Annotated in this window: 10 protein-coding genes; 5 read left to right on the top strand and 5 right to left on the bottom strand. The window is 62.4% G+C overall.

Annotated elements, in window-relative coordinates:
• Positions 1-61 precede the first annotated feature (61 nt).
• The 4 genes from F8N96_RS22600 to F8N96_RS22580 all read right to left on the bottom strand — a co-directional run bounded on the left by F8N96_RS22600 (position 62) and on the right by F8N96_RS22580 (position 5718).
• Positions 62-862 (bottom strand): enoyl-CoA hydratase-related protein, encoded by an 801-nt coding sequence (locus tag F8N96_RS22600; RefSeq protein ID WP_150799700.1) that lies wholly within the window; start codon positions 860-862, stop codon positions 62-64.
• The gene (gene atuD, locus F8N96_RS22595) at positions 859-2016 is read right to left on the bottom strand and encodes a citronellyl-CoA dehydrogenase (RefSeq protein ID WP_150799699.1); all 1158 of its coding nucleotides are present in this window, start codon (positions 2014-2016) and stop codon (positions 859-861) included. The genes F8N96_RS22600 and atuD overlap by 4 nt, the downstream gene beginning before the upstream one ends.
• Positions 2017-2176: 160 nt before the next feature.
• Positions 2177-3793, bottom strand: coding sequence for a geranyl-CoA carboxylase subunit beta (gene atuC / locus F8N96_RS22585; RefSeq protein WP_150799697.1), 1617 nt, complete (start codon positions 3791-3793; stop codon positions 2177-2179).
• A 122-nt stretch (positions 3794-3915) separates the two neighbouring features.
• Positions 3916-5718, bottom strand: coding sequence for an acyclic terpene utilization AtuA family protein (locus F8N96_RS22580; protein ID WP_150799696.1), 1803 nt, complete (start codon positions 5716-5718; stop codon positions 3916-3918).
• Between the two features lie 196 nt (positions 5719-5914).
• Here F8N96_RS22580 and F8N96_RS22575 point away from each other — a divergent pair, with 196 nt between their 5' ends.
• From F8N96_RS22575 to F8N96_RS22560, 4 genes are all read left to right on the top strand, one after another.
• Complete coding sequence (locus F8N96_RS22575) at positions 5915-6541, top strand: TetR/AcrR family transcriptional regulator (protein WP_150799695.1); 627 nt, start codon at positions 5915-5917, stop codon at positions 6539-6541.
• 91 nt (positions 6542-6632) lie between these two features.
• Positions 6633-7427, top strand: coding sequence for a substrate-binding periplasmic protein (locus F8N96_RS22570; RefSeq protein ID WP_191630735.1), 795 nt, complete (start codon positions 6633-6635; stop codon positions 7425-7427).
• Positions 7428-7603: 176 nt separating this feature from the next.
• Positions 7604-8446, top strand: a complete 843-nt coding sequence (locus F8N96_RS22565; protein ID WP_150799693.1) for a sugar-binding protein — start codon at positions 7604-7606, stop codon at positions 8444-8446.
• A gap of 83 nt (positions 8447-8529) precedes the next feature.
• Positions 8530-9543: a GNAT family N-acetyltransferase gene (locus tag F8N96_RS22560; RefSeq protein WP_150799692.1), complete on the top strand. Its 1014-nt coding sequence runs from the start codon at positions 8530-8532 to the stop codon at positions 9541-9543.
• Positions 9544-9736: 193 nt separating this feature from the next.
• Here the strand turns inward: F8N96_RS22560 and F8N96_RS22555 are convergent, their stop codons facing one another.
• Positions 9737-10285 carry an RNA polymerase factor sigma-70 gene (locus F8N96_RS22555; RefSeq protein WP_010461205.1) on the bottom strand — a complete coding sequence of 183 codons (549 nt, stop codon included), beginning with the start codon at positions 10283-10285 and terminating at the stop codon, positions 9737-9739.
• A 372-nt stretch (positions 10286-10657) separates the two neighbouring features.
• Between F8N96_RS22555 and F8N96_RS22550 the strand changes: the two genes are divergently transcribed.
• A complete protein-coding gene (locus F8N96_RS22550) occupies positions 10658-23641 on the top strand; it encodes a non-ribosomal peptide synthetase (protein WP_150799691.1) in 12984 nt (4327 codons plus the stop codon).
• Positions 23642-23845: the final 204 nt, after the last annotated feature.

Here is a 23845-nt window from a genome sequence, read left to right as displayed (position 1 = left end):
TCCTACAGGGGTTTTGTGAACGACACAGAACCGTGTAGGAGCTGGCTTGCCAGCGAAGCTTTTAAGAGGGCGCCCACCCCGGCTTACGCTTCTGCACGAAGGCCTGGGTCCCCTCGACTCCTTCAGCCCCGGTCACCGCTTCGCTGAACCACCCGGCCGCTTCATCGAGCAATGCATCCGCCGGCTGCCCCGCACTCGCCAGCAACAGCTGTTTAGTCCGCGCATTGGCCTGCGGCGCGCAGCACAACACATGGGCCAGCACCTCATCGAGACGCTCGGCCAGGGCTTGCGCGTCATGTTCGACAAAATGCACCAGGCCGATCCGCTTGGCCTGGGTGCCATCGAAGCGCGCCGCCGTCAGGGCGAGTCGACGGGCCTGGGTCAGGCCGATGCGCTGGACCACGAACGGCGCGATCTGCGCGGGCAGCAAACCGAGGCTGGTTTCCGGCAGGCCGAATTGCGCCTGATGATCGGCCAGCGCGACATCGCTGACGCAGGCCAGGCCCAAGCCACCGCCAAGTACGGCACCTTGCAAGACGGTGATCACCACTTGTGGGGTGTGTTGCACTGCCTGCAGCAGCGTGCCGAACGCGCGGTTCAACTCGCGGCAGGCGCTCAGGCCTTGAGCCTGGGCGTTGGCCATGTCCTTGAGGTCGCCGCCGGCACAGAAATGCCCGCCAGCACCACCGATCACCAGGGCCCGCACTGCGCGGTCATCGTGCACGGCCGCCAGCACCGCGCGCAGTTCGGCGACCATCTGCAGGCTCATGGCATTGCGGCTTTCGGGGCGGTTGAGGGTGATGTGCAGGACGCCGTTGTGCAGTTCCAGCAGCAGGGTCTGGCAAACCGGCAAGGTGCTCATTGTTTTTTCCCCGGCAGGATGCCCATGAGTTTGCAGATGATCCCCAGCATGATCTCGTCGGCCCCGCCGCCGATCGACACCAGCCGCACATCGCGGTAAGCCCGGGCCACCGGGTTGTCCCACATGAAGCCCATGCCGCCCCAGTATTGCAGGCAACTGTCGCTGACTTCGCGGCCCAGGCGACCGGCCTTGAGTTTGGCCATCGACGCCAGGCGGGTGACGTCCTGGCCTTTGATGTATTGCTCGGTGGCCTGATAGACCAAGGCTCGCAGGCATTCGATTTCGGTTTGCAGTTCGGCCAGGCGGAAGTGAATCACCTGGTTGTCGATCAGCGCATTGCCGAAGGTCTTGCGCTCCTTGCAGTACTCGATGGTGCTGTCGATGCAGTATTCCAGGCCTTTGATCATGTTGGCCGCGCCGAACAGGCGTTCCTCCTGGAACTGCAGCATCTGCATCATGAAGCCCGCGCCTTCGTGGCCGATGCGGTAACGTTGCGGCACGCGCACGTTGTCGAAAAACACCTGGGCGGTTTCCGAACTGCGCATGCCGAGTTTGTCCAGGTGCGTGCCGAGGCTGATCCCGGGGCTGTTCATCGGCACCATGATCAGCGATTTGTTGAGGTGCGGTTTATCGTCCGAGGTGTTGGCCAGCAGGCACATGAAGTCGGCGCTCGGCGAATTGGTGATCCACATCTTGCTGCCGTTGATCACGTAATCATCGCCGTCCTTGCGGGCGCTGGTTTTCAATCCCGCCACATCGGAACCGGCGCCGACTTCGGAGACGCCGATGCAACCGACCTGCTCGCCGATGATCGCCGGGCGCAGGAATTCTTCGCGCAGTTCATCGGAGCCGAAACGGGCCAGTGCCGGGGTGCACATGTCGGTCTGCACCCCGATGGACATCGGGATGCCGCCGCAATGAATGGTGCCGAATTCTTCGGCGGCGACGATCGAATAACTGTAGTCGAGCCCCATGCCGCCGAATTTTTCCGGTTTGGAGATCCCCAGCAGGCCGAGCTCGCCGGCCTTGCGGAAAACCTCGTGGATGGGAAAGCGCCCGGCCTTTTCCCATTCTTCGACGTGAGGGTTGATCTCGTGGTCGACGAATTGGCGGACGGTACGGCGCAGTGCTTCGTGTTCCTGGGTGAAGATCATTTTTTATTGTTCTCCTGTGATCCATGATCGTTCCCACGCTCTGCGTGGTAACGGCTCTAGGGACGCTCTGCGTCCGCCCTTGGGACGCGGAGCGTCCTGGGCTGCATTCCCACGCAGAGCGTGGGAACGATCAGCGTGGGAACGATCAGCGTGGAAACGATCAGAACCTCGCTACGCCAAAACTGTTGGCTTGCAGTGATCGCACTTCGGCTTCATGACAAATATCCAGCAAGTACCCGAGCAAGGTCCGGGTATCCCGCGGGTCGATCAGCCCGTCGTCCCACAGACTGGCACTGCCATACAGCGCGGTCGACTGGCTGTCGAGCTTTTGCGCGGTGACCTTTTCCAGCATGTCGAGCATGGTCGGGTCGGGCACCAGGCCGTCCTTGAGCTGTTTGGCTTCGGTGACGATCCGCAACACCTTGCCGGCCTGGGCGCCCCCCATGACCGCCGTGCGGCTGTTGGGCCAGGCGAAGATGAAGCGCGGGTCGAGGCCGCGGCCGCACATCGCATAGTTGCCGGCGCCATAGGAGCCGCCGACAACGATGGTCAGTTTCGGCACCCGGGCATTGGCCACCGCCTGGATCATTTTGGCGCCGTGCTTGATCACGCCTTGCTGTTCCGCTTCGGTGCCGACCATGAACCCGGTGGTGTTGTGGAAAAACAGCAGCGGCGTCTGGCTCTGGTCGCAGAGCTGAATGAACTGCGCCGCCTTGCTCGCACCCTTGGGCGTGATCGGGCCGTTGTTGCCGATGAAGCCACAGGCGCGGCCCTGGATCTGCAGATGACCGCAGACGGTTTGCTGATCGAACTCGCCCTTGAATTCAAGGAAGTTCGAGCCGTCGGCAATCCGCGCGATGATTTCGCGCACGTCATAAGGCTTCTTCGGATCATCGGGAATCAACCCGAGCAACTCATCAATGGGGTAAAGCGGTTCTTCCCACTGTCGCGCAGGGATCGCAGGCAGCCGCGCATTCCACGGCAACAACCTGACAATCTCCCGCACCTGGCGCACGCCATCGGCATCGTTCTCGGCCAGGTATTCGGCGGTGCCGGCGATTTGCGCGTGCATTTGGGCGCCACCCAACTCTTCATCGCTGGCCACTTCGCCAGTGGCCGCCTTGAGCAGCGGCGGGCCGGCCAGGAACAGCTTGGCTTTACCGCGCACCACCACCACGTAATCCGATAACCCTGGTTGATAGGCACCGCCCGCAGTGGCCGAACCGTGAACCAGGGTGATCTGCGGCAGGCCCATGGCCGACATCCGCGCCTGATTGGCAAAGCTGCGTGCGCCTTCGATGAAAATGTCCGCCGCGTAATTGAGGTTGGCGCCGCCGCTTTCGGCGAGCGTGATCACCGGCAGTTTGTTTTCCATGGCGATCTGTTGCAGGCGCAGGGATTTTTTCAAGCCGCTGGGGGAAATGGTCCCGCCCTTGATCGCACTGTTGTTCGCCACCACCAGCACCCGCACCCCGGACACATGACCGATCCCGGCGATCAGGCCGCCACCGGCCGAGCTGCCATCCTTGTCGTCGTGCAACTTGTAGCCGGCCAGGCTCGCCAGTTCGAGGAAGGGGGCGCCGGGGTCGAGCAGCAGGTTGAGGCGCTCGCGGGGCAGCAGTTGGCCGCGCTTCTCGAACCTGGCTTTGGCTTCTGCAGCCTTGTCCAGCAGGTTCTGTTCGAGTTGGCGGACGTGCTCGATGCCCACCAGCATCGCCGAACGATTGCGGGCGAACGGGGCGCTGGAGGGGTCCACTTGCGACTGGATCACCGGCATGGCTTATTCCCTGTCCTTGAGCACATCGGGCCGTGCTTGCGGGTCAGTGCGCTGACCGGATGGTATTGGCCGGCAAACAGATCGGCTTTGAAAATCGAATCGTAGGCCACGGCGGCTGCCCTCTAGTTGACCTGGTCGGCGATGTGCTGCGGCACCGGAATCTGGATGTCCAGCAGTTGTTGGGCGAAGGCCTTGCCTTGCGGATCGATGCGCAGGCTGGCCACACCGCCACCGCCCAGGGCATTTTCCAGCAGGAAGTTAAGGCTGTGGGTGGCGGGCAAGTACCAGCGCTCGACTCGCCCGTGGACCGGGTCGAGGACATGGCTCATCCAGTCGACGATGACTTCCGGGGTCAAGGCTTCGGCGATCCATGGCAGGTAGTCGGGGTCGCGCGCCATGACCCCGATATTGCTGTGATTGCCCTTGTCGCCGGAGCGCGCCACCGCGAGCTTGATCAGGGCGACGCTGGCGTCGGCCAGGCCCATGGGTTTGGGTGGGTCCAGGGGAATGGGCAACTGCGCGGTGTCAAGCTTGTCGACGGCGGGCAGGGCACACGGATGGCGCTGGCCGGCGAAGTCGATCTGCAGGGGGCAGGCGCTTTTGTCGATGAGGAACGAGAACAGCCGGATCAGCGGATACACAGTCGGCCGCCCGCCGACGATCCCGGTCAGCCCCGGCGCCATGCCGGTGGCGGCCTGGGCGATTTCCCTGGAGAACAGGGTCAGTGCCTGTTTGTCCGGATGGCGTACGGCGAGCTTGATCACCACTTCGCGGCTGTCCTGGCGCTGGCCATGGGGACCATAGGTGGCCTCGCTGCCCAGCAACTCGATGTTGACCTCAGTGTAAGGTGCCCAGCCGCGCTGGCTGAACATTTGCGCGGTCTTGTCGATGATCGCTGCGCTGACCCGCCGCGCCTTGTCGACCGCATCGATTCCGGCGATCAGGCAACTGGCGGTGCAACGAAAGCCGTCCGGGTACGTGGCACTGACCTTGTATTGACCGGTCGGCGGCAAGCCCTTGGCGCCGTGCACCTGAACCGCGTTCTTGCCTTGTTGCACCAGTTTGACCTGAGTGAAATCACAGACCACGTCCGGCAGCAGATAGGCCTGCGGGTCGCCGATTTCATACAGCAGCTGCTCACCGACGGTCAGTGGCGTGACCAGGCCGCCGGAGCCTTCGGGTTTGCTGACGATGAACTGGCTGTCGGCGCTGACTTCAACGATGGGAAAGCCGATGTGTTCGTAGTCGGGCACATCGCGCCAATCGGTAAAGTTGCCGCCGGTGCACTGGGCGCCGCATTCGATGAGGTGGCCAGCCAGCGCCGCCTGGGCGAGTTTGTCGTAGTCGTGCCAGGACCAGCCGAATTCGTGCACCAGCGCGGCGCTGACCACGGCGCTGTCGACCACGCGCCCGGTAATCACGATGTCCGCGCCCAGGCGCAGGGCCTCGACGATGCCCGGTGCGCCCAGGTAGGCGTTGGTCGAGACGCACATCGGCGGCAGCGGCGCGCCGCTGAACATTTCCAGCAGGCCAAGGCCAATCAGCTGTTTGAACTGCGGTTGCAGGTCGTCACCCAGCAGCACGGCTATTTTCAGCGCCACCCCGGCCTGGTCACAGGCTGCCTGCAGGGCAGCGGCGCAAGCGTGTGGGTTGATCCCGCCGGCATTGCTGATGACGCGAATGCTCTGTTCGGCGAGCTGCGCGAGCAGCGGGCTGAGGACTTCGATGAAGTCGCTGGCGTAGCCGGCCCGGGGGTCTTTCATTCGCGCGCCGGCCATGATCGACATCGTGATCTCGGCCAGGTAGTCGAACACCAGATAATCCAGGCGCCCGCCTGCCACCAGTTGCGCGGCGGCGGTCGAGGTGTCGCCCCAGAAGGCGCTGGCGCAACCGATGCGAAGTGTTTTGGAGCCCGTCAACGCCATAGCCACCTCCGACAGAAGAATATCGAGACTACCAAGCAAGCGCTTGGTTTGTAAACGGCTGAACTATCTTCTGCCCGAGCGCTTGCTTGGTCGCCCCCGCCAGCTTAAATTGCCCGCGCAACCCCACGAAATTGCAGGAGCAAGCTCGCTCCTACATGAGCGGCGAATTGGATTGATCGACTGTAGGAGAGAATGGGTGGACGAGCAAAAAGCCCTGAGGGTGATGCGCGAATTGGTCGACAACGGCCAATTGACCGACCCGGACAGCGCCCGCGGCAAACTGCTGCAAGTGGCGGCCCATCTGTTTCGCAACAAAGGCTACGAGCGCACCACCGTGCGCGATCTGGCCGGAGCCGTCGGCATCCAGTCCGGCAGTATTTTTCATCACTTCAAAAGCAAGGACGAGATCCTGCGGGCGGTGATGGAGGAGACCATTCGCTATAACACGGCGTTAATGCGCGCGGAACTGGCCGAGGCCACCAGCGTGCGCGAGCGGGTGCTGGCGCTGATTCGGTGCGAATTGCAATCGATCATGGGCGGCAGCGGCGAGGCCATGGCGGTGCTGGTGTATGAATGGCGTTCGCTCTCCGAAGCAGGGCAGACGCGGGTGCTGGCCCTGCGCGACATCTACGAAGACCTGTGGCTGCAGGTGCTCGGGGAGGCCAAGGACGCCGGGTTTATCCGCGGCGACGTGTCCATTACCCGGCGGTTCCTGACCGGTGCACTGTCCTGGACCACCACCTGGTTTCGCGACGGCGGCAGCCTGAGCCTCGATCAATTGGCCGACGAAGCCTTGATTCTGGTGCTGGCAGAGAAACCCTAGTGTTGTCCGAAATACGACTAGACTGGTGAAGTGGCTGAAACCGCCTGGCTTGAATGCATTGAAGCGTATTTTCAGGGGAGTGGGTTGTTTGATGTCTTCGCCAATTCGGACGGCCTCGGTGCTTTCGCTCGCAGCGCTTTTGTCGATAGGGGCAGTACCGTCCCAGGCTGCACAGCTGGTGCGGATCGGCGCCGCGCATTTCCCGCCCTACACGGTTCGCCCGGAAACCGGTGCCGACACCGGCTTGTTGCCGCAATTGGTCGAGGCACTCAATGCCTTGCAGAGCGACTATCGATTTGTCCTGGTGCCGACTTCGATTCCCCGGCGCTTCGGTGACTTCAAGCAAGCCCGGGTGGACATGGCGATCTTCGAGAACCCGGACTGGGGCTGGAAGGACATTCCCCACACCACCGTCGACATGGGGCTGGAAGACGCCGAGATTTTTGTCGCGCAACGCGAGCCCGATCGCCAGCAAAGCTATTTTGCCTCGCTCGCCGGCAAACGCCTGGCGCTGTTCAGCGGCTATCACTATGAGTTTTCCAATTTCAATGCCGACCCGAAATTTCTCGCGCAGAACTACAACGCCACACTGACCTACTCCCATGACAGCAACCTGTTGATGGTGCTGCGCGGGCGAGCGGACATTGCCCTGGTGACGCGCTCTTACCTGAGCGACTACCTGCTGCGCAACGAGCAGGTTGCCAATCAGTTGCTGGTGTCGGAGCGGGTCGATCAGATTTATCACCACTACGCCATCCTCCGCCCGACGGCGCCCATCAGTGGCGTTGCATTTGGCAAGTTGCTGCAAGACTTGCGCGAGAACGGCCAGATGCTGAAGATTTTCGATCCGTACAGGATTGCCGTGGTACCGGTGCTCAATGATTGACCGGTCGCGATTTACCTGTTGAATAACATAGCGCCCCACCATTCGTCGGGCAGCGGGTTTTAGGGTGCCCGCACTGTCAAATATGACAGTAGACGCTCGTTGTGACCCACGGTTAGATGACTTTCCGGTGCCAGACCCGTTGACGGGTCTGACCTTCATCAGAAAGGACGTCTGCCATGTCAAATCGTCAACTGAATGCTGTTCCGCGCCTTCCAAGCCCTGAGGTTGCTGAAGCTGTCGCCAAAATATTGACCCTGCAAAAGCCCGATGGGGCCTCCGGTATCACCGTTAAGGTGGCACGTTGGCGGTCTATTGCGCAGGGTCAACCCACCACTTTGCATGTCTCCGGGAAAAATTTCGACGGCTCGACAATGATGCTGCTTGTCGTTGACGCCGAGCCTGTTACACAGGCAGAAACTGTGGCTGGCTGGTCTCGAAGTATCAATTGGGAGCTACTGCAAGGGTTGGAACACGGCAGTCACCTCACGTTTGTTTTTCAGGCCGTGATTGACGAAAACGAATGTGCTTGCCCGACGTTATTTCCACCGCTGAGTCTTGAGATCCAGGAGCCTTACGAAGATCGAACGACGTTCAGTGAGGGAGATGGTACCGATAACTGGAATGGCTGGATGAGGGGAGAGGCGAGTTCCGATCCTCGAGACCTCGTGGTCAGCAGGGATCAGGATGGCTACTCTTTATTTAACAAAACGTACACCATGGATTCCGCCGGGGTTGTGTTGAAAAAGAACTTTCAGAACCTGGAGGTGGGACGAACCTACGAATTCGCGTTAAACGTGCGCCGTTGGCTGGGTCAGCATGAAGCGCCAGTTCTGTCCCTCAATACCGGAATACAAGTCGTTTCGCCGCCGACGCAGATTACATCTATATATTCCTTTGTAGTGCTCAAAGGCACGTTTACAGCCTGCTCATCGCAGATGGAATTGCAGATTGTCAGCCACGTCGCCACTGGCCTCGGTAATGATTACATCATTCGCGAAATCTGGGTCAAGTCACCCTGAGTTCTGTTGCGAGCTGCGTTAAATTTTCAGGGCTGGCTCACGTTATCTCACGTAACTGTCGACGATTAACGTGAGCCCGACCCATGTCCATTCCGAATGACCTGACTGCCCTGGCGTTGCCCACCGGCAGCCGTCTTGTAGCTGATGAAACCGAAAACCGGCTGAGCCTCGACCTGGATGGAGAGCCGCTGATCAGCTTGCGTCTGGCCCGTGAACCCGAATTGCTGGTGCAGCTGGAGCAAGACTTCGACCACCCCGATGGCGATGCACTGCACACAGCCTGTTATTGGCTGTTTGCCCGCGATCCTGCCTGTCAGCGTCTGACCTGGCAGCTGGATGAAGTCCCTGTCGATGCCTTGCGCAACGGCTTGCTGGTCGCCACCGAAACCGCGGGCCAGTATCGCTGCGAACGCACGCTGTTCTGGCAGTTGCCGCAACCCTGGCTCGGTCAGTCCCTGGCCGGCAGCTATCCGCAGCACATGGTCATCAGTGGCGGCAAACGTCATCCGTTGCGACGGGTAAAACCGCAGGGTGAAGTTTATCGACGTTTCGATGCACGCCTGGGCGCGTGGATTTCCCTGCGCACGCTGGACATCGACCATGACCTTGAACGGTTCAATCGTTGGCAGAACAGTGCGCGGGTCGCGAGTTTCTGGCAGGAGCAGGGCAGTCTCGAGCAGCATCGCGAATACCTGGGCAAGCTCGAGGCCGACCCCCACACCCTGACCCTGATCGGCTGTTTCGATGATCAGCCGTTTGCCTATTTCGAGGCCTATTGGGCCAAGGAAGATCGCATCGCACCTTTCTATGAAGCGCACGATTACGACCGGGGTATTCACATGCTGGTCGGTGAAGAGCATCACCGCGGCCCGCACAAGGTGGCGAGCTGGTTATCGGCGCTGGTGCATTACCTGTTTCTCGATGATCCCCGTACCCGGCGAGTGGTTGCCGAGCCTCGGGCCGACAACGGCAAGATGATCGGGTATATGCAGGGCCAGCGTTTTCATTGTGAGAAAGAGTTTGATTTTCCGCATAAGCGTGCGGCGTTGATGGTGTTGGGGCGGGAGCGGTTTTTTGAGCGGTGTGAGTTGGCTTGAAGTGTAAGGCTCAAGATCCGTTGTAGTCTTGAGTCCGCTTTCGCGAGCAAGCTCGGCCCCTGTAGGAGCTGGCTTGCCAGCGAAGGCGGTGGATCAGGCAACATCTTTCTTGGCTGGAAGGACGCCTTCGCTGGCAAGCCAGCTCCTACAGGAGCCCGCCTGCTCGCGAAGGGAGCGACACAAATTTTAGATCCTAGCGCCGGGCAAAGGTATCCACTCGGTTCCCCGACACCTTGCGGCAGTGCACCAAAGCATCGCGAATCATGAAGTTCACCAGGGTCGGCGAAACCCCGAGTTCCTTGGCGATGTCCTTCTGCGGCACGCCATGCAGGCGGTACATCTCGAACGCGTAACGGGTGCGGCTGGGCAACTCCGTCAGCGCGTCGGCAATGTTTTCCAGGGTCGAGAAATTGATGTGCGAGGTTTCCGGCGACGCGCCTTGAATCACCACGTTCAGGCCTTCTTCTTCAGGCCCTGAATATTTCTGTTCCAGTGCCTGTTTACGGTAGTGATCGATCGCCAGGTTACGCACGATCTGGAACAGGTAGCTGAGTTGAGCCTTGAACGAGGACGTGATCTGCGGCGCCGACTGCAGGCGGAAGAACGCATCCTGCACCACGTCTTCAGCGCGCGAGCGGCACCCAGTGATACGGGCTGCAATCTTGACCAGAATCAGTCGATTGTCGACGAATGCCTGAAGTAGCGGTGAATCGCATCGGCTTGTGGACACTTGTTCCGTCATGGAAATCACCCTGCTGCAAATAGGTTAGTGGGACGCCTGGAAGACCGGTGCCGTCCTACACATCGAGCGACAAATTATGTTGAATGATAATGATTGTCAATTGAGAAAGAGAATTAATGCTCTGCAAAGGTGCAAACTGAGAACTGCGACACGCTGACGCACCGCAGCGGGGCTGGCGATCCGGCCAGTCGACTAATTATTTGCGAACGTCATCCGTTCCCATTGGTGAATAGCACAGCGCAATCCTCATAACCCTGTAGGAGCGAGCTCGCTCGCGAAGGTCGTTAACGATGACGATGGGTCCCCCCGCGGCGTTCTCCGGTCTTTCGCGAGCAAGCTCGCTCCTGCAGCCGAATTCAGGCAGGAAACCCCATGACCGACGCGTTCGAACTCCCCAGCACCCTGGTCCAAGCCCTTCAGCGCCGCGCGGCCCTGACGCCGGACCGGGTGGCCTTGCGTTTTCTCGCCGAAACCGAGGATCAGGCTGGGGTGCTCAGTTATCGCGAACTGGATCGGCGGGCACGCCTCATTGCCGGCGCGTTGCAGGCCGAGGCCGAGTTTGGCGATCGCGCGGTGCTGCTGTTCCCCAGTGGTCCGGATTACGTCGCGGCGTTCTTCGGCTGTCTGTACGCAGGTGTCATCGCGGTGCCGGCCTATCCACCGGAATCGACCCGTCGTCATCATCAGGAACGTCTGCTGTCGATCATCAGCGATGCCGAACCGCGTCTGTTGCTGACCAGCGCCGGCCTGCGGGATTCGTTGTTGCACATCGAAGGCGCGCCGCCGTTGTTGTGCGTCGATACCCTCGACAGCGCCCTGGCCGAGCGTTGGGTCGCGCCGGACCTGCAGGCCCACCACATTGCCTTCTTGCAATACACCTCCGGCTCCACCGCCTTGCCTAAAGGGGTGCAGGTCAGCCACGGCAACCTGGTGGCGAACGAATTGCTGATTCGCCACGGCTTCGGCATCGATCTGAACCCCGACGACGTGATCGTCAGCTGGTTGCCGCTGTACCACGACATGGGCTTGATCGGCGGCCTGTTGCAGCCCATCTTCAGCGGCGTGCCGTGCATCCTGATGTCGCCGGCCTACTTCCTCGGCCGGCCGTTGCGCTGGCTGGAAGCGATCAGCGAGTACGGCGGCACCATCAGCGGCGGGCCGGATTTTGCCTATCGGCTGTGCAGCGAGCGGGTCAGCGAATCGGCCCTGGCGCGCCTCGACCTGAGCGGCTGGCGCGTGGCGTATTCCGGCTCCGAACCGATTCGCCTCGACACCCTGGAGCGCTTTGCCGAGAAGTTCGCGGCGTGCGGTTTTACCCCGGACAGTTTCATGGCGTCCTATGGCCTGGCCGAAGCCACGCTGTTCGTCGCCGGCAGCCCTCGCGGCCAGGGTATCGGCAACCTGCGGGTGGATGACTGGGCGCTGGCGCAACATCGTGCCGAGCCGGGGGAGGGCAGCGCGATCATGAGCTGCGGCATTGGCCAACCGGATCACGGGATACTGATCGTCGATCCCTCGACACTCGACGAACTGGCGGACAACGCCGTCGGCGAAGTCTGGGCTAGCGGCCCGAGCATCGCCCACGGCTACTGGCGCAACCCCGAAGCGTCCGCCAAGACCTTCGTCCAGCACACCGGCCGTACCTGGTTGCGCACCGGCGACCTGGGCTTCATGCGCAACGGCGAGCTGTTCATCACCGGGCGCCTGAAAGACCTGCTGATCGTGCGCGGGCACAACCTCTATCCGCAGGACATCGAACAGACCATCGAGCGCGAAGTGGAAGTGGTGCGCAAGGGGCGCGTCGCCGCCTTCGCCGTGAACATCGACGGGCAGGAAGGCATCGGCATCGCGGCGGAAATCAGCCGCAGCGTGCAAAAAATCCTCGCGCCCGACGCGCTGATCAAAGCCATCCGTCAAGCGGTGGCCGAGGCGTACCAGCAAGCGCCTGGCGTAGTGGTGCTGCTCAACCCGGGCGCGTTGCCCAAGACCTCCAGCGGTAAATTGCAACGCTCGGCGTGCCGCGATCGTCTGGCGGACGGCAGCCTCGACAGTTATGCGCTGTTCCCGACGGTGGGCAGCGAGCATGAGGCGCAAACCGAATCGAGCTCCGGGCTGCAAACCCTGATCGGCCAGATCTGGTGCGAGCAATTGCAGGTCAGACAGGTCAATGCCGACGATCACTTTTTCCTGTTGGGCGGCAACTCCATCGCCGCCACGCAAGTGGTCGCGCGTCTGCGCGAAGAACTTGGCCTGGAGCTGAACCTGCGCCTGTTGTTCGAAGCGCCAACCCTCGGTGCGTTTACCGCTGCAGTGGTTAAACGGCAACAGGACGGTGGCCTGGCCCAAGGCTCGATCACCCTACTGTCGCGCAGCGAAGCCATCCCCCAATCCCTGGCGCAAAACCGTCTGTGGATCACCTGGCAACTGGATCCGCAAAGCAGCGCCTATAACATTCCCGGTGCCTTGCGCCTGCGCGGCGAGCTGGATCAAGACGCGTTGCGCGCCAGTTTCCAGCAACTGATCGAACGTCACGAATCCTTGCGCACTCGCTTCTTCGAACGTGACGGCGTGGCCCTGCAACAGGTCGATTCCGTCGCCGAATTCAACCTGCAATTGATCGATATCAGCCACCTGCCAGCGATCGAGCGTGAAGCTCGCGCGCGGCAAATCCGTGAGGACGAAGCCCGAACCCAATTCGACCTGGAGAAAGGTCCGCTGTTGTGGGTGACGCTGGTGCGCCTCGATGATGAGGATCACCAGCTGCTGGTGACGCTGCACCACATCATCGCCGATGGCTGGTCGCTGAACGTGCTGATCGACGAGTTTTCGCGCCTGTACGCTGCCGCTTCCCAGGGACAAACGGCAACGCTTGCGGCATTGCCCACGCAATACGCCGACTATGGCAGCTGGCAGCGCCAATGGCTGGCGCAAGGGGAGGGCGAGCGGCAACTGGCCTACTGGAAAACACAGCTGGGCGATGAGCATCCGACACTGACGCTGGCCACCGACCACCCGCGCTCGGCGCAACACCGCCACAGTGCCGCCCGTCATTCGATAAAGCTTGGCGCAACGCTGAGCGATGCCATTCGCCAGACCGCCCAGGCCCATGAATCGACGACCTTCATGCTGTTGCTCACCGCCTTCCAGAGCCTGCTGCACCGCTACAGCGGCCAGCGCGACATCCGCATCGGTGTGCCCAATGCCAACCGTCCGCGCCTGGAAACCCAGGGCCTGATCGGCTTTTTCATCAACACCCAGGTGCTGCGCGCCGAGGTCGATCCGCGGCTGCCATTCGTGAATCTGCTGGCGCAGGTCCGCCAGGCCGCGTTGGGTGCTCAAGCACATCAGGACCTGCCGTTCGAACAACTGCTCGAAGCCTTCCCGCAGGCTCGCGAACAAGGCTTGTTCCAGGTCATGTTCAACCACCAGCAACGGGACCTCGGCGCCTTAAAGCGTCTGCCGGGGCTGCTTGCCGAAGAACTGCCATGGCACAGCCGCGAAGCCAAGTTCGATCTGCAACTGCACAGCGAGGAAGACCGCAACGGTCGTCTGAGCCTGTCCTTCGACTACGCCAGCGAACTGTTCGACGCCGCCACCATCGAGCGGCTGGCCGAGCATTTCAGCAACCTGCTGCGGGCGGTGTGCGCACAGCCGCAAACCGCCATTGCCGATCTGCCATTACTGACGTCGAGTGAGCTCGATCAGCAAGCAAGCTGGAGCGCGGCACCCTGCAAGCCGGCCAGCCAATGGTTGCCAGAGATGCTCCACGAACAGGCGCGCCTGACGCCGGAACGCGTCGCGTTGATGTGGGACGGCGGCCAACTCGACTTCGCCGAACTGCACAGTCAGGCCAACCGTCTGGCCCATTACCTGCGCGACAAAGGCGTTGGCCCGGATGTCTGCGTGGCCATCGCCGCCGAGCGTTCGCCGCAGTTGCTGGTCGGCCTGCTGGCGATTATCAAGGCGGGTGGCGCCTATGTGCCGCTGGACCCGGACTACCCGGCCGAACGCCTGGCCTACATGCTCCACGACAGCGGCGTCGAATTGCTGCTGACCCAGACTGGACTGCTCGACCGTTTGCCGGCTGCCGACGGCGTCAGCGTGATCGCCATGGACGCCTTGCATCTGGATGGCTGGCCGAGCCATGCGCCGGGCCTGCATTTGCACGGCGACAACCTTGCCTATGTGATTTACACCTCCGGTTCCACCGGTCAGCCCAAGGGCGTCGGCAACACTCACGCCGCCCTCGCCGAACGCCTGCAATGGATGCAGGACACCTATCGCCTGAACGACACCGACGTGTTGATGCAAAAGGCACCGATCAGCTTCGACGTGTCGGTGTGGGAATGCTTCTGGCCGCTGATCACCGGCAGTCGGTTGCTGCTCGCCGGCCCCGGTGAACACCGCGATCCGCACCGCATTGCGCAACTCGTTCAAACCTACGGCGTGACCACGCTGCACTTCGTGCCGCCGTTGCTGGCGCTGTTCATCGACGAACCGCTGACCGCCGGCTGTGCCAGCCTGCGGCGTGTGTTCTGCGGCGGTGAAGCCTTGCCTGCCGAGTTGCGCAATCGGGTACTGGAACAATTGCCGGTGGTGCAATTGCACAACCGCTATGGCCCGACGGAAACAGCGATCAACGTCACTCACTGGCAGTGCACCACCGCCGATGGCGAGCGTTCGCCGATCGGGCGTCCGCTGGGCAACGTGGTGTGCCGCGTGCTGGACGGTGATCTCAATCCGGTTCCGGTCGGCGTACCGGGTGAATTGTGCATCAGCGGCATCGGCCTGGCGCGAGGCTATCTGGGTCGTCCAGGCCTGACCGCCGAACGCTTCGTCGTCGATCCGCTGGGCGAGCAGGGTGCGCGTCTGTATCGCACCGGCGACCGTGTCCGCTGGGCTGCCGATGGCGTGATCGACTACCTCGGTCGCCTCGATCAGCAGGTCAAGTTGCGCGGCTTCCGGGTTGAACCGGAAGAAATCGAAGCACGGCTGCTGATCCAGGCGGGCGTTGCACAAGCCGTGGTGCTGGTGCGTGAAACGGCGGCCGGCGGACAGTTGATCGGTTACTACACCGTCTCGCAAACCAGCGAAACTGAAGAGGCGCAAACCGCGCGCCTGAAAACCGCACTGGCCGCCGAGTTACCCGAATACATGGTCCCGGCGCAGCTGATGCGTCTGGACCAGATGCCCCTCGGCCCGAGCGGCAAGCTCGACCGTCGCGCCTTGCCGGAACCCCAGTGGCAAGGCGGCGAACATGTCGCGCCGGTCACCGCGCTGGAACAGAAAGTCGCCGCTATTTGGCGCGAAGTTCTTGGCCTCGCGAAAATCGGTCTGCGCGACGATTTCTTCGCCCTCGGCGGCCACTCGCTGCTGGCCACGCAAATCATTTCCCGCACCCGTCAGGCCTGCGACGTCGAGTTGCCGCTGCGCGCATTGTTCGAGAACAGCGAACTGGGGGCATTTGCCGAACAGGTTCAATTGATCCAGGCCAGCGGCAAGACCAACCGGCAGCCGCCGATCGAGACAGTCGATCGCAGCTTGGCGGTGCCGTTGTCCTATTCCCAGCAACGCATGTGGTTCCTCTGGCAGATGGAACCGGACAGCCCAGCCTACAACGTCGGCGGCATGGCGCGGTTGCGCGGGGTGCTCGACGTCGGGCGTTTTGAAGCGGCGTTGCAGGCGCTGATCATGCGCCACGAAACTTTGCGCACGACCTTCCCGAGCGTCGATGGCGTGGCCCGGCAACAGGTTCATGCAGAAACCGGCTTGCGCATGGACTGGAAAGATTTCTCTGCGCTGGATGCCGACAGCCGTGAACAGCGAGTCCAGCAACTGGCCGACGGCGAAGCCCACACGCCATTCGACCTGGAAACCGGACCGCTGCTGCGCGCCTGCCTGGTCAAGACCGCCGGGCAGGAACACTACCTGGTGCTGACCCTGCACCACATCGTCACCGAAGGCTGGGCGATGGACATTTTCGCCCGGGAACTGAGCGCGCTGTACGAAGCCTTTGTCGAGGACCGCGAGTCGCCGCTGGCACCGCTGCCGGTGCAGTACCTGGATTACAGCGTGTGGCAGCGCCAGTGGCTGGAGTCCGGCGAACGCCAGCGCCAGCTCGACTACTGGACCGCACAACTGGGCCGCGAACATCCGCTGCTGGAATTGCCCGCTGACCGTCCGCGGCCGCCGGTGCAAAGCCATCAGGGCGAACTGTTTCGTTTCGACCTCAGCGATGAGCTTGCCGCCCGGGTTCGCGCCTTCAATGCACACCACGGCCTGACCCTGTTCATGACCATGACTGCCGCGCTGGCCGTGCTGCTGTACCGCTACAGCGGCCAGACCGACCTGCGCATCGGCGCCCCTGTCGCCAACCGGATCCGTCCGGAAAGCGAAGGGTTGATCGGTGCGTTCCTCAACACCCAGGTGCTGCGTTGCCAGCTCGACGGCCAGATGTCCGTCGGCGAGTTGTTCGAGCAGGTTCGCCACACCGTGATCGAGGGCCAGTCCCATCAGGACCTGCCATTCGACCATCTGGTCGAGGCCTTGCAGCCACCGCGCAGCGCTGCCTACAACCCGCTGTTCCAGGTGATGTGCAACGTGCAGCGCTGGGAGTTTCAACAGAGCCGCACCCTCGCCGGCATGACCGTCGAGTACCTGGCCAACGATGCGAGGGCGACCAAGTTCGACCTCAACCTGGAAGTCACCGACCTCGATCATCGCCTGGGTTGCTGCCTGACCTACAGCACCGACCTGTTCGACGAACCGCGCATTGCGCGCATGGCCGCGCATTGGCGCAACGTGCTCGAAGCGCTGCTGGCCGATCCGCAACAGCGCCTCAGTGAGCTGCCGTTGCTGGAGGCGAGCGAACAGCAACAGCTGCTCGACAGCCTCGGCGTCGCGCCGGGCGAGCATCGCCTGGATCAGTGCATCCATCACCTGTTCAGCGAGCAGGCGCTGCTGCGCAAGGATGCCCCGGCACTGACCTTTGCCGGACACACCCTGAGCTACGCCGAACTCGACAGCCGCGCCAATCGCCTGGCCTGGATGCTCCGCGAACGCGGGGTTGGCCCGCAGGTCCGCGTGGGCCTGGCACTTGAGCGTTCGCTGGAGATGGTCATCGGCCTGCTGGCAATCCTCAAGGCAGGCGGCGCCTACGTGCCGCTGGACCCGGAATACCCGCTGGATCGCCTGCACTACATGATCGAAGACAGCGGCATCGGTCTGCTGCTCAGCGATGCGGCGATGTTCGACGCACTGGGTGAGTTGCCTTCCACTGTCGTCCGCTGGTGCCTGGACGAAGACTCTGCCGAGCTGATCAACTATCCGGCCAGCGAGCTGCCGTTTATCAGCCTGCCGCAACATCAGGCCTACCTGATCTACACCTCCGGCTCCACCGGCAAGCCCAAAGGCGTGGTGGTATCCCACGGCGAAATCGCCATGCACTGCCGCGCCGTGATCGAACGTTTCGGCATGCGCCCGGACGATTGCGAGTTGCACTTTTATTCGATCAATTTCGACGCCGCCACCGAACGTTTGCTCGTGCCGTTGTTGAGCGGCGCCCAGGTCGTCCTGCGTGCCCAAGGCCAGTGGGACGCGGAAGAAATCTGCGGTCTGATCCGCCGTCACCACATCAACATCCTCGGCTTCACCCCGAGCTACGGCAGCCAGTTGGCGCAATGGCTGGCGACTCGAAACGAGACGCTCCCGGTGCGCATGTGCATCACCGGCGGCGAAGCCCTGACCGGCGAACACCTGCAGCGAATCCGCGCGGCGTTCAAGCCGAGCCTGTTCTTCAACGCCTACGGCCCGACCGAAACCGTGGTCATGCCGCTGGCCAGCCTGGCGCCGGAACAGTTGGCAGAAGGCCTGGGCAGCGTACCGATCGGCAGTGTGATCGGCGCTCGTGTGGCCTATATTCTCGATGCCGACCTGGCGTTGGTCCCGCAAGGCGCGACGGGTGAGTTGTATGTCGGCGGCGCCGGTCTGGCCCAGGGTTATCACCAGCGTCCGGGGATGACAGCCGAGCGTTTTGTCGCCGACCCATTCGCCGCCGATGGCGGGCGTCTGTACCGCACCGGCGACCTCGTGCGTCAGCGCGCCGATGGGCTGGTGGAGTACCTGGGACGTATTGACCATCAAGTGAAAATTCGCGGGTTCCGCATCGAATTGGGGGAAATCGAAACCCGACTGCTGGAGCACGAATCGGTCCGTGAAGCGGTGGTGTTGGCGCTCGATGCATCGAGTGGCAAGCAACTGATCGGCTACGTTGTCACCGAGTTCGCCGAACAGGATGAAAGGCAACAAGCCGAACTGCGTGAATCCCTCAAGGCTCACCTCAAGTCGCAACTGCCGGATTACATGGTGCCCACGCACCTGATCCTGCTGGCTCAGTGGCCGCTGACCGCCAACGGCAAACTCGACCGCCGCGCACTGCCGGCACCGGATCCGGAACTGAACCGCCAGCAATACGTGGCACCGGGCAGCGAGCTCGAACTGACCCTGGCCGACATCTGGTGCGAAGTGCTGAACGTCGAACAGGTCGGTCTCAACGACAACTTCTTCGAACTGGGCGGCGACTCGATTCTGTCGATCCAGGTGGTCAGCCGGGCGCGGCAGCAGGGCATTAACTTCAGCCCGCGGGACCTGTTCCAGCATCAGACCGTGCAGACCCTGGCGGCTGTGGCGACCCATGCCGAACAACTCAGCGCCGAACAAGGCCTGATCACCGGCGAGTCGCGGTTGACGCCGATCCAGCACTGGTTTTTCGACACCAGGATCCCGCAGCGCCAACACTGGAACCAGGCGTTGCTGCTGGAACCGACAGCGCCCCTGGAACCCCATCGCCTTGAAGCGGCACTGCTGGCGGTGATCGAACAGCACGACGCCTTGCGTTTGCGTTTCGCTGAACATGCAGGCCAATGGCAGGCCGAGCACCAAGCGGTTTCCGAGGCGCCGGTGCTGTGGCAAGTGCGCGTTTCGTCCATGGACAAATGCGCGGCACTCTTCGCCGATGCCCAGCGCAGCCTCGACCTTGAGGAAGGGCCGCTGGTGCGCGCGCTGCTGGTCGATGGTCCTGAGGCGCAACAGCGGCTGTTCATCGCCATTCACCACCTGGTGGTTGACGGGGTTTCGTGGCGGGTGTTGCTGGACGATTTGCAAACGGTGTATCGCCAACTGGACGCTCGACAGTCCGTCCAACTGCCGGCAAAAACCAGTGCGTTCAAGGACTGGGCGGCACGTTTGCAAGCCTATGCCGGCAGCGAATCCCTGCGCGAAGAACTGCGCTGGTGGCGGTCGCAACTGGCCGGTCCGGCTGCTGACTTGCCGTGCGAACGTCCCGAGGGCGGTCGGCAGAATCGCCATGCACACACTGTCAGCGTCCGCCTCGACAGCGAGCATACCCGCCAATTGCTGCAGCAGGCACCGGCCGCCTACCGCACCCAGGTCAACGACCTGTTGCTGACCGCGTTGGCCCGCGTGTTGTGCCGCTGGAGCGGGCATGAATCAGCATTGATTCAACTCGAAGGCCACGGCCGCGAAACCCTGTTCGATGAGATCGACCTGACCCGCACCGTCGGCTGGTTCACCAGTGCGTATCCGCTGCGCCTGATGCCGATGCAAGAGCAGGGCGCCTCGATCAAGGCGATCAAGGAACAACTGCGTGCGGTGCCACACAAAGGTCTGGGGTATGGCGTGTTGCGCTACCTGGCCGATGAGCCGTGCCGCCAGTCCATGGCTGCACTGCCGGTGGCGCCGATCACCTTCAACTACCTCGGCCAGTTCGACCAGAGCTTTGGCAACGATGCGTTGTTCCGTCCGCTGGATGAACCGGTCGGCGCCGCACACGATCCGAAAGCGCCGCTGCCCAACGAGCTGAGCGTCGACAGTCAGGTGTACGGCGGTGAGCTGGTGCTGCGCTGGACCTACAGCGTCGAACGCCATGATCGGCAAACCATCACCGACCTGGCGGACGCTTACCTTGGCGAATTGCAAAGTCTGATCGAGCATTGCCTGCAGGACGGCGCGGGCGGCCTGACGCCGTCGGACTTCCCGCTGGCCAGGCTGACCCAGCCGCAACTCGATGCGTTGCCGGTGCCGGCCTCGGTCATTGAAGACGTCTACCCGCTGACGCCGATGCAGGAAGGCATGCTGCTGCACACCTTGCTGGAACCGGGCACCGGCCTCTACTACATGCAGGATCGCTACCGCATCAACAGCGAGCTCGACCCGCAGCGTTTCGCCCAGGCCTGGCAAGCGGTGATCGCCCGTCACGAAGCCCTGCGTGCGTCGTTCTGCTGGAACGTCGGCGAAGACATGCTGCAAGTGATCCACAAACCGGGCAGCACGCCGATCGAGTACCTGGACTGGAGCGCTATCGCCGAAGCCGAACAGGAGCCGAAGTTGCAGGCGCTGCTCAAAAGCGAGCGCGAGGCCGGGTTCGATCTGCTCAACCAGGCACCCTTCCATCTGCGTCTGATCCGGGTCGGCGCGGCGCGCTACTGGTTCATGATGAGCAACCACCACATCCTGATCGATGCCTGGTGCCGTTCGCTGCTGATGAACGATTTTTTCGAGATCTACAGCGCCCTTGGCGAAGGCCGGGAAGCGCAGCTGGCCGTGCCACCGCGCTATCGCGACTACATCGGCTGGCTGCAACGCCAGAGCCTGGCCGAGGCTCGGCAGTGGTGGAAGCACAACCTGCAAGGCTTCGAACGCACCACCCCGATTCCGAGTGACCGGCCGTTCCTGCGCGAACACGCCGGTGACAGCGGCGGCATGCTCGTCGGCGACCGCTATACCCGCCTCGATGCCCGTGATGGCGCCCGACTGCGCGAACTGGCCCAGGCGCATCAGCTGACCATCAACACCTTCGCCCAGGCGGCGTGGGCCCTGGTATTGCGACGTCTGAGCGGTGATCGCGACGTGCTGTTCGGCGTCACCGTGGCCGGGCGCCCGGTGGACATGCCGCAGATGCAGCGTACCGTCGGCCTGTTCATCAACAGCATCGCGCTGCGGGTGAAGATGCCGGAAGACGACCAGCGCTGCAGCGTGCGCCAGTGGTTGAGCAGCTTGCTCGACAGCAACATGCAGCTGCGCGAGTACGAGTACCTGCCACTGGTGAACATTCAGGAAAACAGCGAACTGCCCAAGGGCCAGCCGTTGTTCGACAGCCTGTTCGTGTTCGAAAACGCCCCGGTGGAAGTCTCGGTGCTGGACCGTGCGCAAAGCCTCAATGCGACCTCGGATTCGGGCCGCACCCACACCAACTTCCCGTTGACCGCAGTGTGCTATCCGGGCGATGACTTGGGCTTGCACCTGTCCTACGACCAGCGTTATTTCGACGAGTCGACCGTCGAGCGCATGCTCGGCGAGTTCAAGCGTTTGCTGTTGGCACTGGTCGAAGGCTTCCATGGCGACATGGCCGATCTGCCGCTGTTGGGGGCCGAGGAACAGGACTTCCTGATCCATGGCTGCAACCAGAGCGAGCACGATTACCCGCTGGAGCAGAGTTACGTCGAGTTGTTCGAAGCGCAGGTCGCCCGGCATCCGCAGCGGATGGCCGCCAGTTGCCTGGATCGGCAGCACAGTTACCTCGAGCTGAACCAGCGCAGCAACCGCCTCGGCCATGCACTGGTCGCGGCCGGCGTCGGGCTGGATCAACCGGTGGCGTTGCTGGCGGAACGCAACCTCGATCTGCTGGGCATGATCATCGGCAGCTTCAAGGCCGGCGCCGGTTACTTGCCGCTGGACCCGGGACTGCCGAGTCAGCGTTTGAGCCGGATCATCGACCTGAGCCGTACGCCGTTGCTGGTCTGCACTCAAGCTTGCCACGAGCAGGCCATGGCATTGCTCGATGAGTTCGGGTGCGCCAATCGTCCGAAGTTGCTGGTCTGGGAAGAGGTGCAAGCGAGCGATGTTTCGGTGGTGAATCCTGGCATCTACAGCGGCCCGGACAATCTCGCCTATGTGATCTACACCTCGGGTTCCACCGGCTTGCCGAAAGGGGTGATGGTCGAGCAGCGCGGCATGCTCAACAACCAGCTGAGCAAGGTACCGTACCTGAACCTGAGCGAAGCCGACGTGATCGCCCAGACCGCCTCGCAAAGCTTCGACATTTCGGTCTGGCAGTTCCTTGCCGCGCCATTGTTCGGTGCGCGGGTGGACATCGTGCCGAACACCATCGCCCATGACCCGCAAGGTTTGCTGGCCCATGTGCAGAGCCAGGGCATCACCGTGCTGGAAAGCGTGCCGTCGCTGATCCAGGGCATGCTCGCCCAGGAACGCATGAGCCCGGGCGGTCTGCGCTGGATGCTGCCAACCGGCGAAGCGATGCCGCCGGAACTGGCGCACCAATGGCTGCTGCGCTACCCGGACATCGCACTGGTGAATGCCTATGGCCCGGCGGAGTGCTCGGATGACGTGGCCTTCTTCCGTGTGGACCTGGCGTCGACGCGCGGCAGTTATTTGCCGATCGGTACGCCGACCGACAACAACCGTTTGTACCTGCTCGATGGCGCGCTGGAATTGGTGCCCTGGGGGGCGGTGGGCGAGTTGTGCGTCGCAGGCACCGGGGTGGGTCGCGGTTATGTCGGCGATCCGTTGCGCACCGCGCAGGTGTTTGTGCCAAATCCGTTTGGTGCGCCGGGCGGTCGCCTGTATCGCACCGGGGACCTGGCCCGTCGTCGCAGTGACGGCGTGCTGGAATACGTCGGGCGCATCGACCACCAGGTGAAGATTCGCGGTTACCGCATCGAGCTGGGTGAAATCGAAGCCCGTTTGCACGAGCAACCGGAGGTCCGTGAAGCGGCGGTCGGCGTGCAGGAGGGCAGCAACGGCAAGCATCTGGTGGGGTACCTGGTAGCGGCCGAGACGACGCTGAATCCGAGCGAACGCCTGGAGCGCATCAAGCAACGCCTGCGCGCCGAGCTGCCGGAATACATGGTGCCGCTGCATTGGCTGTGGCTCGAGCGGATGCCGCTCAACGCCAACGGCAAACTCGATCGCAAAGCCTTGCCGGCACTGGAGATCGGCCAGTTGCAGAGCCAGGACTACCAGGCGCCGCGTAATGCGCTGGAGCAGACGTTGGCTGATATCTGGGCCGAAGTGCTCAAGGTCGAGAAGGTCGGCATTCGCGACAACTTCTTCGAATTGGGTGGGCATTCGCTGCTGGCGACGCAGATTGCTTCGCGGGTGCAGAAAACCTTGCAACGCGATGTGCCGTTGCGCGCGATGTTCGAGTGCAGCACGGTGGAGGAATTGGCCGAGCATATCGATGGGTTGGCGGCGAGTGACATCACCGAGGAGAAGGTGGATCGGTTGAATGATCTGATGGCGGAGTTGGAGGGGCTTTGATTCTTTAGCGACTGCAGAGGCCCCATCGCGAGCAGGCTCGCTCCCACATTTGGACCGCGTACTCTCGGAACATACGGTCCAATGTGGGAGCGAGCCTGCTCGCGAAGGGGCCGGCACATTTTGCGCATATTTGCGCGTTGACTGCCGTTTCCACCCAGCTCAGGCTGCCCCTGCTCTTTAAGTGAATCCCATTTCACCAAGGAA

Source organism: Pseudomonas fluorescens (assembly GCF_902497855.1).
GTDB lineage: Bacteria > Pseudomonadota > Gammaproteobacteria > Pseudomonadales > Pseudomonadaceae > Aquipseudomonas > Aquipseudomonas fluorescens_BI.
Note: the sequence above shows the minus strand (reverse complement) of the source record. Positions and strands in the feature narration are given on the sequence as shown.

Excerpts from the sequence above, each read along its gene's own strand:
- F8N96_RS22580 (WP_150799696.1), bottom strand. The coding sequence starts at position 5,718 with ATGGCGTTGACGGGCTCCAAAACACTTCGCATCGGTTGCGCCAGCGCC.
- F8N96_RS22550 (WP_150799691.1), top strand. The coding sequence starts at position 10,658 with ATGACCGACGCGTTCGAACTCCCCAGCACCCTGGTCCAAGCCCTTCAG.
- F8N96_RS22570 (WP_191630735.1), top strand. The coding sequence starts at position 6,633 with ATGTCTTCGCCAATTCGGACGGCCTCGGTGCTTTCGCTCGCAGCGCTT.
- F8N96_RS22555 (WP_010461205.1), bottom strand. The coding sequence starts at position 10,285 with ATGACGGAACAAGTGTCCACAAGCCGATGCGATTCACCGCTACTTCAG.
- atuD (WP_150799699.1), bottom strand. The coding sequence starts at position 2,016 with ATGATCTTCACCCAGGAACACGAAGCACTGCGCCGTACCGTCCGCCAA.
- F8N96_RS22600 (WP_150799700.1), bottom strand. The coding sequence starts at position 862 with ATGAGCACCTTGCCGGTTTGCCAGACCCTGCTGCTGGAACTGCACAAC.
- F8N96_RS22565 (WP_150799693.1), top strand. The coding sequence starts at position 7,604 with ATGTCAAATCGTCAACTGAATGCTGTTCCGCGCCTTCCAAGCCCTGAG.
- F8N96_RS22560 (WP_150799692.1), top strand. The coding sequence starts at position 8,530 with ATGTCCATTCCGAATGACCTGACTGCCCTGGCGTTGCCCACCGGCAGC.
- atuC (WP_150799697.1), bottom strand. The coding sequence starts at position 3,793 with ATGCCGGTGATCCAGTCGCAAGTGGACCCCTCCAGCGCCCCGTTCGCC.